This is a genomic window from Legionella geestiana (assembly GCF_004571195.1).
GTDB classification, from domain to species: Bacteria; Pseudomonadota; Gammaproteobacteria; order Legionellales; family Legionellaceae; genus Legionella_B; species Legionella_B geestiana.
This window is the reverse complement of record NZ_CP038271.1, coordinates 2,004,078-2,019,998: the sequence shown is the minus strand read 5'-3', so window position 1 is coordinate 2,019,998 and position 15,921 is coordinate 2,004,078. Positions and strand designations below refer to the sequence as shown.

The following is a 15,921-nucleotide window of genomic DNA, read 5'->3' as shown; positions in this document are numbered from 1 at the left end:
TGATGCCCATGACCATGAATGATCAAGAACAGTACCATTCGCAGTTTACCGAAATTATCCGACTGGGAAGGGAACAGAAATACCTGATTGAATCCCAGATTTACGATATGCTGACGCTGACGGATGAAGAGAATTACGCCGAATTCATCCACATGCTCGAACACACCATGAATATCAAGGTGTTTAATCATCCTCCAAGTGCCGATGAACTTGCCATGCTTGGCAACACTGAAGAAGCGCCTGATGATGAAGAAGAGGCCGTTGGCATTCTCGAAACCATCGATGAAACCTATGGCAGAACCACTGATCCGGTACGGATGTACATGCGTGAAATGGGTACAGTCGAGCTGCTGACGCGTGAGGGTGAAATCCGTATCGCGCGCCGCATCGAAGAAGGCATTTTTCAGGTACTCAAGTCCCTCGCAGGCTATCCAGAAACGATTGGGCTTGTACTTGAAGATTACAGCCGTTTTCTTGCGGAAGAAATCCGCCTGAGCGAAATTATCAGTGGCTTTTCTGATGCGGATGACGAAGCTCCCCCTGCAAGCATTGGCTCCATGCTCGAAGAATCTCGACAGGACGGCGAAGAGGCAACAACCCCTAACCTCGTGCTGGAAGACGAGGAAGGTGGCGATGAAGACGGTGGCAGCGGCCTCACTGAGGCGGAAGAAGGCCCCAATCCTGAAATTGCCAAAACCTACTTTGATGACCTGGCCGCGCACTATGAAAAAGCCATGACTGCGCTCAAAAAGCATGGACGAACGGCACCAGAGACTGTGAAAGAGCTCGAAGCGATGTCTGACTCCTTCCTGAAGCTCAAGCTTACCTCACGTGAAGTAGATAAACTGACGCGCCATTTTCGCCAGCTTCGCAACCATATCCGTGAATTTGAGCGCGCGGTCATGCGTCTTTGCATTGAAAAAGCGCGCATCCCGCGTAAGCTCTTCATTGATACATTCCCAGGCCAGGAGACTGACTCCACGTGGCTTGATGGACTGGTGAAGAAGGAAGCGAAAAAGCTCGACATGGTGAGAATTGAAGAGTGCGCAGAAGAAATCCGAAGCCTGCAGGCGCGTCTTGCGGGCTTTGAGCAGGAATATGGCCTGACTATTGCCGAAATCAAAGACATTAACCGTAAAATGTCGATTGGTGAAGCCAAAGCGCGACGTGCGAAAAAGGAAATGGTCGAGGCTAATCTTCGCCTCGTTATCTCAATTGCCAAAAAGTACACCAATCGTGGTCTGCAGTTCCTGGATTTAATTCAGGAAGGTAACATTGGTCTCATGAAAGCAGTGGATAAATTCGAGTACCGCCGCGGCTATAAGTTCTCGACATATGCCACGTGGTGGATTCGTCAGGCCATCACGCGTTCCATCGCCGACCAGGCACGCACCATCCGTATTCCGGTGCACATGATTGAGACCATCAACAAGCTTAACCGCATTTCACGTCAAATTCTGCAGGAAACCGGCCGCGAAGCTGCTCCTGAAGAACTGGCAGCGAAGATGGAGCTGAGTGAAGATAAGATTCGCAAGGTTTTGAAAATCGCCAAAGAACCAATTTCGATGGAAACACCGGTTGGTGATGATGACGACTCACATCTTGGGGATTTCATCGAGGACAATAACATCGAGTCTCCCATCGACATGGCCACCGCATCAGGCCTGCGCGAAGCAACGCTTGAAATCCTCGAAACCCTGACACCCAGGGAAGCCAAGGTGCTGCGCATGCGCTTTGGTATCGAAATGAATACTGACCATACACTGGAAGAAGTCGGTAAGCAGTTCGATGTAACCCGCGAGCGTATCCGCCAAATCGAAGCGAAGGCCCTGCGAAAACTCCGTCACCCTTCCAGCTCCGAAAAGCTGCGCAGCTTCCTTGAAGGCGATGAGAGCTAAGGAGTAGCTTTCATCGCGTTTTGCGTTTACAATGCAGTGTCTTCGGGCCCATAGCTCAGTTGGTTAGAGCAGCGGACTCATAATCCGTTGGTCCTAGGTTCAAGTCCTAGTGGGCCCACCAAATTAAGCTAGCAAAATCAAGAACTTACAATCAACTCTCCCAACCCTGCAAAAACCATTGTGGGGATTTTGTGGGGCACAGCAGATACAAACTCATAAACTAACTACCTTACGCCCGTGAGATGTATCTTTTTCTTTTCTATTATTTGGATTACGAAGCAATGTGAGAACCACCCCACTTTGTTGCTTTTCGCAAACCGTGTTTCCTGCTTCATAGAGGTTTTGCAATTCAGCGGAGGAATAATGTGTGGTGATACGACCTGATCGATGACCAAGCAAATCTTGCCTGTCTTCAAAACTTACCCCAGCAGCACGTAATCGTCTACCGAAGGTATGTTTCAGATCATGAACACGCACAAACTCCAAACCAGCTTCTTTCCGAGCCCCTTTCCAACCTGTATTATTCATACGAGTCACCGGCTTACCCTTGAAAGTAAATACAAATTGCTCATGCTTTCCCCTTTGAGCCTCAATGACCGATTTTGCTGTTTGATTACAAACTACCAAGCGCTCTTCGCCATTTTTAACCAGCTCAGGTGGGATAATAAACACCAAGAGCTGTGGTATTTCGGGGATCTTGATTTCCCAGTCCCATTGAAGAGAACATACCTCACTCTCCCGGCATCCAGTATTAACAGCAAACAAGGCCATTTGTTCCAAATGCGATGGTAACTCAGCAAAGAGCCGACGTTGTTCATCCCAGCTTAATGGATAGGGTTTACGCAAGTCGTCTTCCGGCAACAATTTAATTTTTGGCGCGTTCAGCAACCAAGTTAGCCCAAATTCATCAAGCCATTCTGTTGCAGCCAGATTAGTGATGCGTCGAACAATCTTAAGACCATGGTTAATGGTTCTTGTTTTCAATTGTTCCTTACGTCGCCCATCAATAAATGGCTGCAAAGTACCCATATGAATTGAATCTAAAGACATCTTCCCAATATATTGCACCAGAACACGTAAACGTCCTGCATCATCACTGATGCTGCGCTTATGCTGATTCTCGTCCAAAAATTTAATGGCTGCTTCCATAAAGGTGCGTTTAGGTCTTACCCCAAACACAGACGCCTGCCTTATTTCTTCAACACGTACCGCTAGATATTTTTCTGCTTCTTCGAGGCTGCCCGTACCAGTGCTTTCTCGAATTCTACATCCAAAGATCGCTTTATCGATATGCCAGTACTCCCCTCTTTTGAAGAGACCCGGCGATTTTTTTCGTCCCATTGTTCCACACTCCTCTGTCTGGCTACCGCAGGACGACCACTACAGAGCTTATAATCGTCTACCCAGGCGTCTAAATCAAGTCTGTCAAAAGCAATTCCTTGTGTTCCAATGGGAATTTCAATTAATCCAGGACGTACTTCATCATTAAATCTGTGCCTATCCATACCTATATAGGTGGGAGCATCACGTAATCGAACAAGTCGGGGAAGTAAATTTGTCATTTTAATTCTTAATATATGGTTTATATTTATAAACCATATATTAAGAACATATTTATTTCGTGTCAATAAAATTAAACTTTTTGTCGTGTATTGGGTTTTCCCGCATATCCAGAATAAATAAATAACTGCAAATTGGTAAGCCACCAGTAAAACTGATGGCTTTCAATTTGCAGTCAAGAATCTACGAAGGCCTATTACATGAGAATCATTTTTGTAATTTTCCTTCATCAGCGGGCGGATTATACAGTGTCCAGGTAAACGTTTCGCTTTTGCCTATCCGTTGGAAAAAGCGGGTTCTTGAGGCCTGTAATTCTTTTTTCGCATCTTCAGATATTCCCAGCACGGAGGGCAAAACAGGCAGCTTGACAATAGATCCCGATTCTTGCTCCAAAGAGGCTGTGTCCGATGTCTGTACAGGCGGTTTTTGTTCACCGGATTTACCTTTTTTTCTGAGGAGCATTTCCCGGTAACGGGCTGTCGATGCTGCTCTTTTCTGTCTTGCATTATTCTCACTTGTCGGCTTTTGTGCAAACATGGATTGCGCTGGCAATTTTGGTTGCGTGATACTTTCAACACGCTGCTTGCTTTGGGCGAGGTATTTGGTAAGGCCTGGCATATTAGACAGGTGTAGCGGAAATTTTTCGTGAGCGACCGTCGACAAAAGATGCGCGGGGCGCGCAGAATTTTTTTTGTTTTTAATGTATTGTTTTTCAAAATAAAGCTCACCTTGCAGATGCACAGCATGGTAAAATGTTCGTTTGGTCGGCACTGTCTGACAGGCAATAAAAATCGGCTTGCCTCTTAAGGATGTATCTGGCAATTTGATCAAGCCTTCCTTGTCGAAGTCAGGCTTTAACCCTTCAGACAAAAGAATAATCGGACGACCCAGAAGACTCGACAGTGCATCAATCACTACAGCATCACCAGGCACGCCGGATTTGGACATGTTCTGTGTCCAGGCAGTGAACGCCTCATCAGCGGTTTTACCCGTTGGCACTTCAATCCTGGGTTTGAACACGTCTTTGTTGGACAGGATATGAGCAACTGCTTTTTGTCTTAATACATCGGCAGATTCATCAGTATAGACAGAAACGGCTTTAAACAGGCTGTTACCATCGCATTGCAATGGAACAACCTCCAAAGTTCCGGCGTTCAGATGCTGAAAAAATAATGTGCTTACATAAAGTTTTGTAATGTCGGGGTGCAAGTCATCTGTATATTCGGTATCTTTCTTTAATTCAGCATACAGTCGGGAAGCGCCTATCAAACTCTGATCCTTGCTGGCCGTAGCTACCCAGTTGGCAATCTTGTAAAACCTGTCTTTCAGGTTAAACCTTCTGGCTTCCACCACCTGTTCTGCTGTACCTTCCACTGTTTTTTTAAGAGCAGAGAGCGTTCGCAAGGCAAAAGTTCCCCCCACAATCCCTCTGTGGTATTCGGCCATAAGCGCGCCAATACTCGCAAGGGGAGTTTTTAACAAGGGAGCTATGACAGACTTGATAATCGTATCCTCGTGCGTGAAATACAACTGTTGCCATACGCTTCCGGCCATATGTTCTACGAACAGTTTGGCAAAATTCCAGGTATAGCTCTCGGAAAGACTGCCATCGGCCTGGATATCGATGCGATGCATCATATTGCGTATCCAGGGAAGATTGAGAGGCGCTGTAGCTGCCTGGCGTGCCAGGGCCAATGCATTATTGTTGGGATTCGTCCAGAAAAGATACGTTCCCAGAGTTGTTTGTGCCAGATTAAAACCCTCTGCAGCAAAATGCACAGTGGGGCTTGCAACGCTTATGAAGTGTTTGAGTGCATTGGGCTTGAACCATGCTTTCATTTCATCTGGCATATCCCCGTTTTCAGACAAAAATTCCAGCCTGTCAACCAAACACTCCGTTAGAACAGTTGCCAGTTGTACGGCTGCAACAGGGGTATTATAGCGCCCCAGAAAGTCGTGTGCGGTTTGCACCATTCCAGGAGCTGGTTTGTTTTTCAAACAACTGCCGAATGCTTCAAGCCCACCTTCTGACATACTAGTGTTTTCACGCAGGTGTCGTTCCGGATCAATCGCTGATTGAATGTTGTCATTCACCAGTGCTTTTACAAAATGTGCTCCTTTGCCAACGACCTGGTTTATCCGGTTATAAACTTCCAGGGATTGCTTCTCCGTTAAATCATATTTTTTTTCAGCCCATTTCTGGATGTTGTCTTTAAAAAGCAGCAATCCTACATCTGCAATCAAGTGCACACGTGACAAGTTTTCCAATAAATTTTGAAGATTATTGATATCGGCACAATTGGCATCTTCGGCCAGCTTTATGGCTTCAATCTCCAGTTTTCGTTCGAGATCCTCCAGCAGCTCCTGGTCATTTTGTGATTTGACACGTTGAGCTTCTGCGTCTGATTCCGCCTTGATGACTTCCGAGAGTGTCTTATCGGCTGCATCCCCGGAAATGGTTTCGTCGGTTGCTGGACTGGAAGCCGGGCCAGGGTTTTGTTCCTCGCCAGTGCCACCATCGTTTAAGGATGGTTCCAAACCGGAGGTTTCTTCAACGACCAGTTTATTCTTTAATGCTTCTATAGCTCTTACAAGATCGTCAAAATACGCAGCCCTTTCCTGGATTGGAAGAAGACTGATTACATCCCGGCTTGCGACGAACTTTTTCGCGTCTCTGTGTTCTCCCGCCAGTACCTGGTCAAGTTCATCGAGGTTTTGTTGTCTACAAGGCAAATACCTGGCATCTCCCTCCAGCTTTTTCAAATTGGCAAAACTTTCTCTCAGAGCGTTTTCATCGCCAAGTACCTTGGCGCGATAAAATTGATTAATGGCCTGATCTTTTTCATCCGGAAAAGCCTGATCCCGTTCTGAAAGTAAGCTCAGGATAGTTTCATTCTCTGTTCCAAGTCCAATGTGCGCATCAATCAGCAAAAGAAAACCAGGATGGTCTTTTGGATTTTTGGCTACCAGCGCTTCTGCAGATTCTTTGGCGATGGCAAAAGCCTCCACATACATGGCAATGCGTGCTTTTGCTGTTAATGACTGACTGTACCTGTCACTATCGACAATCTGTTGCAAATGCGCATCCACTTTGGCGAACAATTCCTGCATGGCCTCATCATTCATTCCGGGGTGTGCCTTGCCAAGGAGTGTGAGGATGAGTTGCTGCCGCGCTCTGTCGTTGAAGGCTGTATTTTTACTGATTCCTGTTAAAAATCCCTTTATTTCCGCTGTGCATTCGGGGTTGGCAGCAATCCCGGTGATGAGGGGAGCCAGTTCTTTTTGGCAGTCCTCGGAAAGTGTTGAACAGACCGCTATGAATGCCTCTTCATCCAGGTCGCCCTTGAGGTGCCTAGTGAGGGCATCAAGGTAGGTGTTGTTCAATGTATCATGCAATACACTGGCATAAAGTGTTTTAATATCTATTGTAGTACCCGTAGTATTCGACATGATACTTTGGATATTGTTTATTTGCAGAAGTGTATCTTTTTTAATATTTTGATCAGCTGCATCCCCCAGCCATGGCAACAGGTTAGCGAGACAGCTTTTTTTCTCTCCAAGAGAGGCAACATAGGCGTTATACGCCTCTTTCAATTTTTTCTCGGCTTCTATACGCTGCTCCTCAGACAGATCGCCTTTGAGAGTTTCCTGATATGCCTCGATGAACGATTGACGGTTTTTGTTAATCTGTGGCTCTACTTTGGCCAATTCGTGATAAGCGGCATCGCATCCCATTCGATTTTTTGTATTAGCTATCATTTTTTGAAGGGATGACGCGGTTTCGGTATCGGTTTTTGGTGTCAAGGAAAAAAGGGTTTCCTGACAGTCCAGGTCTGTTTGTGAGGCCTGTTCCAATGCCTTGAAAGAGGCATCCAGTTCTGCATCTGTGATGAGGTCTTTCTTGTGATCCGACAGGGCCTTATCATAATCAGTGCGTTTTTCCAAAACGGTACGACCTGCTTTAACAAGCTCAAAGTGAGCAGTATCCACTTTAAATTGATTGTCACCAGTGTTTATGGCATCTTGCAAGGACTTTCTGTCTTTTTTCTTATCCTCTGGCGTCAGCAATAACAAACTTTCCAAATTCGCGCGTTCTGCAGCCCAGGCGGCACTGTATTGGGCGAAATTTGCAAGTAATTCCTCGCTGGAGAGTATGCCTTCAGGCGTGTGGCCGGTTGAGGAGGCTATCAGATTATAATCCTGTTCGGTCGCCCATCTTTTATCACCAGAGAGATTGATTGCTGCTATCAGGGCATCCGGTGTTTTTCCCTCCAAAAATGTCAGGCGTGTCAGACTCTTTTTTTCCGCATCAAAAAACCATATCTCATCTTGTGTAATGATATATTGATTTTCTTCAACCAGTGCAAAATTGGCCAGTTCAGGTGCCTTTGCCATCTTGACCAGTTCACACTGGGCCTGTCTGTCGCCCTTGACAGCCTCGAAATAGGTGTTCCGTTGTTTGCCACACAGTTCATTGGCGCCGAGGTATTCCGTATACTCCCGATTGGCTATAGTTTGCGTCGCATTGTTATTAATCCAGTTGGATGATTTTTTGTTGGAACGAATCAGGTTATCAATGTTTTTCCTTTCATTTTTATCAGCCCCTTTTTTGTTTTTTTCAAGATAAGCATTTACCTCGCCCAGAATAGCTTTGTATTCTTTTTCAATGGCGCTTTTTTCGGTTTCAAATTGCGACCTGCTTATCTTTTTTTGAGAATAGGCCGCACTGAGGGCATTATATCTTTCGTCCAGGTTTTCCAGGCGAATACCATTTTCGAAGTAATGCAGAAAGGCATCAACGTTGGGTAGCAGTTGCTCCATTCTTTCCAGCGCGGGGAGCAGGGTATTGAGTATAAATGCCTTGGTTTCAGGTTTAACACGATGCTTGTGACCGTGAGCATCAATTTTAATGGGGTTCCAATATTTATCACGCTTATGGTACAAATAGATATGGAGCTGAGCACGCAAAGACGGAAGATCCTCAGAAGACAACTTATGCCAAAAATTATTAAAACGAAACCGGATTACTCCTAATAACGCATTTTTTTCCGCTTTCCCCAGCACCGGGTCTTCTGCTCTTTTTTTCTCTATATATTGCTTGACATAAGGATCATCCATATTTTTATGTTTCAAGTACGGATCGGTTTTGGGATCATAGGGTTCGGCTTTCCAAACATTAATCAGTGCAAAAACTTCATTGAATTCCTTGAAGATTTCTGCAGGGAATATAGCCCGTATTTGTTTTCCTACTATCTCGCCATATTTCTCCGACTCGATACGTTGCGGCATCGTGCCAAAATAGTTAATGAATTGCGTGGCAACCGCGCCTGCGCCATTTTCAAAAATGGCTTGTGGATCGATTAGTGTGCCGCTGCTTTTACCTGTTGTTTTCCCCTGCGTATTATGGTGGGATGGTGCACCAAACACGCTGTTGTATTGTATAACAGGTGTTCCATCAGGAAAAACATTAAAAGTTAACTGATCTTTGCGCGGTTTATCCGGAGATTGTGAGGAAAACGACGTCGGGACCGGAGTCGTTTTTTTTCCATCAGGCACTGGCAATTCTCGCCACCAGGGTTTGGACGGATTGAATTTGTATTGGGTTGCAGAATCATCATTTTTATTGAAAAAATTGCTGTTAAATGTGAGAGATTGTTTGTTATCCAGGTAATATTGCAGTGATCCGAAGCAATCAGGCAAGGTTATACTTGAAGCATGACTGGATTTTCCCAGCTTGTGATCAAAGCGCGGCAGAAAATCTGGTTGGGTACCGATATCAATGTATTTGGTTTTTTTTCCATCCGATTCATACGAAGGAAGTACGGGCTTGAACAATGTATCACTGATAATATCTCTCTTTACAGAGAAGCCTGCTGCAGGATTTACTTTCTGCGAATCACTTGCCAACCCTTGCAGATTATCGAGAGCCTTCATGGTTTCACGACTTGCTTTGCTATCATCCGCAGCCGGCTTGTCCGTGTTAACATCCGGTTCTTCAATAGCCTTGTTTTTTGGTCGAGGCCCGAGGCCATAAACCCATTCACTGATGGGTCTGTCGATATTGTCTCTGATCCAATCCCCCGCAGCCAGGAGAGCTGCGCCATTTGTCATATCAACATCGAATTCCACAGCAAGCCGCAACTCTTCAATGGTTGGTTTGCCCTCTATTATTGGATGATGCGGTATTACCGCTGACAATCCTGCCAAAATGGCAGCGGGGATGGCAATTTGAGGCGCTTCCAGGATAAACGGGGTCCATACCAGTCCATGCGCGGCAAAATCCATTATTCCAATGAGTCCTGCAACACCCATTCGGGTATATGTGTCTTCAATAAAATCGTAATATTGATAAGCATTATCCATGCTAATGCCTATTCCAACGCCAATGAGCACTCTTTGCAATGCTGTTGGCCCCAGCATTTTAATAAAATTCCAGGCTGATCGAAGATTTTTTGCCTGCTCTTTTGCGATTACTTTCAGAACTTCTTCCATGTTCACTGTGATTTTCGGCCCATTTCCTCCCTTTGGCATCGGTTGATTGGGGAGCAAAATTTCATCAGGGTAAATTACCTTCCGATGCGTTGCAGCCGGAGGGAGAGCACGGCGTGTCGACGGTGCTTTTGGATTTCCAGGCGGGTTTTCAGGCGGAACGGGGGGGAGGGCTGATTTTCCCGGATTCGAATGAGGTAGTGTATCAGGATTATGGTGTGTTGCTGGTAATTCCGGAGGCACCGGCACGCTTGCTTGCGGATTTGGTATAATGCCTGGTGTGGATGAAACCGGTGTTTGCCCAACTTTCAGAGGCTTGTCAAGACTGTTATAAACAGGGTACTCACGAGTCCAACTGATTACGTCTTTGCCAGCGCCTTCATGAATGACGAAAAACCGATTAGATGGAACGTCATATCCAACATTAGCTTCAGAGCATACTTCTAAAATATCAAAATGCTTATGGATTAGCGCTTGTAATTCGGGATTTTTTGCCCAGTCGGCGGGAAAATGACCTTTTGTATAATCGATTTTGGAAAAATGCCCTCTTTGTACCAGTTGAATACGGGCAATTCTGTAAAGTTTATCCGGGTGCAAACGGCCTTCCAAGGCAATACCTGGGTTATCCAGCTTAAACTCGCCCTTGATGCAAGCAAATTTTTCCGCAACATTTGGATCAAAATCAACATATAAGCCTGCGCCACCTAAACCTCTCCCTATGTTCCTGGGGCCTTGTTTTATGCTATCCAGATCTGATGCCAGTGTGCCGTGATAAACGGTGCTGCCTGCAAGATCGGATTTTGAATAATCAACCTCGATTCCTTTTAAAACCGCGTTTTGCCATTCTGGTTGCTGCCAGTTTTCTTCAAGATGTGTTTTTACAGGTTCTGACGATGCCGGTTTGCTTGTTTGAGCCGGTGCTGGCAGCAGACCAGCCTTGATCTTGTTTTCTATTTCGTATTGGACATACTCATCCAAAGCTTGTGTAAAGTTAGGGGCTATCGATCGGCAGGCTTCTTCTGAAATTGACAAGGCCTGAACGGTATGCGCAAGATGCTCAGCCATTTGCTCCAATTTGGGGCGTGCTTTCGGTTTTTTAAAAATTAATGACGCAATTTTTTCTTCTTCCGCAGTCAATAATCCTTTTGAACGTTTGTTGTTGTAAATCCAATAATCGGTGCAAAGGCCCCCTCGTAATTTCCGCATATGATATCTGTCAGCAGGAGACTGTTCAGTCAAAACGGGAAGTGCCAATGGCAAGGCACTGTGCGTTGACTTATGCAGCAGCGTGCCTGTGAGCTTTTTTGCAGGTCTATTGGAGGCCAGGTAAATTTGATGTCCGCTACCGTCTTGAGGTACGTAACATCGGCCCCTGTAGCGGCTTCCTTCAGAGGGGCCTTGTATCCAGTGCGCATCGTAAGCAATGATGGTCAATTTACCGGCGGCAATTGCATGCCTTACATAAAACATAATATCGAGTGAAGCCGGATTATACCATTTGTTCTGCACTCCTTCTTTCAGAGCAAGCAAAACCCGGTCGGCACTATCCTGAGTATCTGCGTATAGGGTTATTCCCTTATGTTTAACCGGGATCATATTGGTCACATTGACCGGGTAAACGGGATAACATACATCAGCTGTCTGAGAAGTTGTTGATGAACTGCTGGCAGCCTGATTTTGATTTGTATTTGGCATGGTATTTTCTTTTAATAATTAATTGATATCACGGTCACACAGCGACTGAACTACACTGCATTGAATTGTGCGGACTCTGTTTCTGTCTCATAGTCAACAATGCCTACAGAGTCAGATTGCAATTTTGTTTCGAGCCACGCCATATCCTTACCCTTGGGCATTTCCAAAGCCCTGTATGTGCCATTATCATTTATTCCGATAAGCATGGGAGGATTGTCGGGGGTTTTATATTGGCTACCCATATAAATTCCTCCTTGCCCCTTGCCCCTGGCAAGAAAACAGGGGATTTTATGGCGTTCGCAAAAGGCCTCTATTTCCAGAGTGGTTAATGGGGTGCCTTCTTCTCTTACACGCTGGCACCAGTCTTCATAACTGACATCATCTTCAACGTTCAGCTCAAAGGACGTTTTGTATTTGGCCGGATTGTTTTGTAACTCATTAGAAATTTGCATTCTCAGGGATTTCGGGTTGTAAAACTGCTGAACGCAAGCTCTTTTTACGGGATTTATCATGAGGTTTATAATAATTGAGAACAAAACATCGTCGGACGTGTCCGTGTCGTCGTAAATGGCTCGTGCTTCCACGAGTCCAAAAGCGTATTCTTTTCGGATGATAACGGGTTTGAAAAAAGTTGAGGTGGAAGATGAAGCCGGTTGTTCTTTTGTATCTGTTTGTGACGCCGGGGTTTCAGGCGTGGCGGCGGCTTTCACTTCGGTTTCTACGACTTGTTCGTAATGACCAATCCCATCAAAACAAATTGCAACCTTGTCCTTTTGACCAGGATTAATGCTTCCAGCAAGCCCCCCTTTATCGGTATTGCTGTCTTTCTCATAGAGATCAACTGAAATATCAAAGAAGAAAGCGATCATATAGATATTGTGCTGACCAAGCCATATGCCCATTGTTTCAATGTAGGAGGCAAATTCTTTTAAAACATCATCGGTTACTTGATAATTTCCCCAAAAATCTGCCTTATCATCATATTTTTTCACCTCATTATAGAGTGGCATTAATTGAGGATTTTTATCTATCGCGTCCTTAAGCTTATGCTCTTTATCGTCGTTCAAGGTTTTATCAAACCTGACTTTCAAACTCTTGCCATCATAGGTTTCCTGAACTTCAGGAGGCAATTGTTTGATGAAATCATCAATTTGACTCATCAGTTCGATGTTTTCTTTTAATTTTTCTTCAAACGCTTTCCATGCGTTATCATAGTCTCTGACATTTTTTCTATCAAACTCCTGCAAAGCCTTTTGTAATGCGATCATGGCAGGTTTATCATGAATGACAGTTTTTCCATGAATGTCAACCACATTGTCCATGACAAGCTCCTGGATGCCTAAAAGAATATACTCTCTAATTGACTGATCATTTCTCTCGATGCCTCGCGCTAATTGTTCTCTTTTTTCTTTAACATTTTCGCATCGGACGATTTCGCCATCCCACTTTCCAAAAATGGCATGAAATGCGCAGTCTCCATTACCTTCTGTGAACCGAGTGGGAATGGTTTTTCTTTTCTCAACCTCTTCAGATTTTGGCAATGGTTTTGCCTGGCTTTGCGTCTGTTGTTTTGGTTGCGAAGGAGTGCTTGTTCCGGGTTTTTTAGCATCGACAGGCGCCGCTTTTGGCGGTACTTTCACGCCAGGAACGACAGGCTTGTCTTTTTGCAAGGCGTATTGTTTCGTTGCATTGTACCCGGATTCAAATTTGGCATGTAATGCCGTTGCACGTTTTTTAAGATCTTCGTTTGGAAGTTGGCGTATTTTATCGATCAACGCCAATTGTTCCTTCATCACCATCAGCAGGTCATCGATATTGTCAATTTTGGAAAGATCGAGCTCTGCGGGATCTCTGAGCTTTTGTGAGCCAAGAAAGTATTTGATTTTTTCTTTACCGGTACTTTTGGCCATTTCAGATGGAATACCCAATGCTTTGTCAAACAAGCCTCTTTCCATGCCATTTTCCTGAATCATAGTGCCGGCCATGCGACGTGCAGCAAGAAATAATATTTTAAATTCCTGACGGAACAGGACCTGAAATCTCAAGTGTTCTGTTATCTCCTGGTCTTTTTCGTAAAGTTCGAATTGTAAAAGCTCTGCTTTTCCTCCTGCTTTTTTTACTGCTTCTTCTGCTACTAGCAGTTTGCGCTCATTAAAAGTGCGATCTTCAGTCGATGCATCCTGTCGTTTGATAGCATTGAGGCATCTCTGTGCAAAAGATTGGCTATTACGGAACAATGCGTTCAATCTATCAAAATAAGATATGTTGTTTTTTGCTTTATTGACCAGCCGCAAAAAAAGCGGGGTAATTTTGGCGCCCTTGCCAATCAATTCTTCCACTACGTCAATGGCCTGGGCTTCAGCAGCAAACTCAAGCATGGTCCAGCCCTTGCGGGATCGTGAATCTATAATACCTTGCTCCCATGACAGGTATGAAAGCAGGGTAGCAAGCGGGGCACTGACCATAATCGATGGAGGAAAAACCATGGCGCCGGCAGTTGCTGCACCACCATAAGACGTTGTTTTTCCAAGGGCGACACCGACATTGTATATCAACTGGCTATCATCAACAGGACAGCCTGCATCGAGTAACTCGGGATGCTTGAGGATCAGGTCCTTAATTTTTTCATGGTCATTGGCTGCGGCCAGTCTGAATTTTTCAAGAACATCATCCTCTGCCCATGAAGATTTGCCGAGTGTGAGTGTTGGATCGATTGCGGCCTTATCTCTCGTTTCCGGGTGGCTTATGAATAAGCAATCAAGCCTCCAGGTGCCGGGATGCCCAAGATTGATGGCTTTTTGATAATATTGGGCTGCTTTAACGGGATCGGCGGCTACACCTTCGCCTTTTTCATACATTTCTCCGAGCTCGTTACAGGCAAGATATTCACCTTTCCTTGCTGCCTCCTCATACCAAAGACGAGCCAGAGAAGCATTGGGTTTGAGCGTAATTTCACGAAACGTGTGGTCTGAGCTGTTCGGGTTAAAAGCGTTTCCTATGACATAAGCCGTGAGAGCAGACGTTGTATTATCCGGTTTTAAGGAGTTCAGCGCTTTTTGCGCCGGTATATAGCCCAGTTTTGCCGCTCGATGCAGGTAGCGGATCCCTTTATCAAAATCCGGTTTTGGGTGTTTTGAACTGATATACATCAATCCCGTTCGCAAACAAATTTCTGTATATAATTGACGTCTCGACGAAAGGGGATTAAAAATAGCTACAGCAAGGCTCAAAAGCTTTGGGACCCGGTTAAAACAATCCAATCCTTTTTCGAGTATCCATTCATAAAGCCCGCAGGCTTCATCGTAATCACAGTCAGGCCCGGGTTTATAATACGGTTCTGCTATTTTAACCAGCTCATAAGCGTCCAGTTGATTCAGTTCGTCCAGACATCTCTTTGCATTCGGCTCTCCTTTTTTGGCACTTTCTTCATAAAAGGCTCGCGCTTTACTGTAGCTTATTGGCCCACAATCACCGTATCGATGTATCATTCCCAAATAATAGCAAGCAGTTGCATCTCCTTTGTTTCTTGCTCTTTCAAACCAGGTGCGGGCACGCAAATAATTTTTGGGTGCGCCATTTTCTCCCCAATAAAAGTTTCTACCGATTACACGGAGTTCATCTGCTGACAAGCGTTCGAGTGGGTCTGCTTGCCCCAACCCTACTTCAAGCGCATGGCAGTCTTCAAAATGTTGTATGGCTTTGAGGAAATCAGGCGCGACTCCTTTGCCGTCTCTGTATATTAGACCCAAGTAAAAGCCGGCTTCTACGTACCCTTGTTCGAATGTCTGTGCGAATCCTCCGCTTTGGGCTCTTTCAAACCAGATGCGGGCACGCAAATAATCTTGAGGTACGCCATTTTGTCCAAGATAAAAACTCTCACCGATTTTGTAGAGTTCATCTGCTGACAAGCGTTCGAGTGGACTAGCTTTTTCCTCCCACTCTTCTGCAATCACCTGACTGTCTTCAAAATATTCTACGGCTTTGATGAAATCAGGTGCTACTCCGTGTCCATCTCGATACATTAATCCTAGATAAAATGCGGCATCTGAGCTTGCTTTCTCGAAAGCCCTTTCGAACCATAAACGAGCTTTTTCATAATCGCCAGGCGCTCTATCTTTATCTTCTCTTATGTAGTAATCCAGTCCCAAATTGCATAGCCCAGTAGCACTCAACATATTATTTGCTCTTTACAGATTTGAATGGCCAAGAATACTACACGAAGCCATCATTTAATTCAAGTCGAGCAACGGGAGAGCAAAGATGGTGTGATTATAAACTC

The 15,921-nt window shown here is 45.0% G+C and carries 4 protein-coding genes and 1 tRNA gene; 2 read left to right on the top strand and 3 right to left on the bottom strand.

The window, feature by feature from the left end; genetic code table 11:
- Positions 1-8 precede the first annotated feature (8 nt).
- Both rpoD and E4T54_RS09010 read left to right on the top strand, forming a co-directional pair.
- A complete protein-coding gene (gene rpoD / locus E4T54_RS09015) occupies positions 9-1,898 on the top strand; it encodes an RNA polymerase sigma factor RpoD (protein WP_035902195.1) in 1,890 nt (629 codons plus the stop codon).
- A 44-nt stretch (positions 1,899-1,942) separates the two neighbouring features.
- Positions 1,943-2,019 (top strand) — tRNA-Ile (locus E4T54_RS09010).
- Positions 2,020-2,111: 92 nt separating this feature from the next.
- On the opposite strand, the gene E4T54_RS09005 is transcribed toward E4T54_RS09010, so the two are convergent.
- The 3 genes from E4T54_RS09005 to E4T54_RS08990 all read right to left on the bottom strand — a co-directional run bounded on the left by E4T54_RS09005 (position 2,112) and on the right by E4T54_RS08990 (position 15,817).
- On the bottom strand, positions 2,112-3,239 hold the full coding sequence (locus E4T54_RS09005; protein WP_028386430.1) for a tyrosine-type recombinase/integrase: 1,128 nt from the start codon (positions 3,237-3,239) through the stop codon (positions 2,112-2,114).
- A 426-nt stretch (positions 3,240-3,665) separates the two neighbouring features.
- Positions 3,666-11,642: a hypothetical protein gene (locus E4T54_RS08995; RefSeq protein WP_028386429.1), complete on the bottom strand. Its 7,977-nt coding sequence runs from the start codon at positions 11,640-11,642 to the stop codon at positions 3,666-3,668.
- Positions 11,643-11,692: 50 nt separating this feature from the next.
- On the bottom strand, positions 11,693-15,817 hold the full coding sequence (locus E4T54_RS08990) for a sel1 repeat family protein (RefSeq protein ID WP_081776741.1): 4,125 nt from the start codon (positions 15,815-15,817) through the stop codon (positions 11,693-11,695).
- Positions 15,818-15,921 lie beyond the last annotated feature (104 nt).

Bases quoted from the DNA above. Each gene is read 5' to 3' on its own strand.
- E4T54_RS08990 (WP_081776741.1), bottom strand. From the start codon at position 15,817: ATGTTGAGTGCTACTGGGCTATGCAATTTGGGACTGGATTACTACATA.
- E4T54_RS09005 (WP_028386430.1), bottom strand. From the start codon at position 3,239: ATGGGACGAAAAAAATCGCCGGGTCTCTTCAAAAGAGGGGAGTACTGG.
- E4T54_RS08995 (WP_028386429.1), bottom strand. From the start codon at position 11,642: ATGCCAAATACAAATCAAAATCAGGCTGCCAGCAGTTCATCAACAACT.
- rpoD (WP_035902195.1), top strand. From the start codon at position 9: ATGACCATGAATGATCAAGAACAGTACCATTCGCAGTTTACCGAAATT.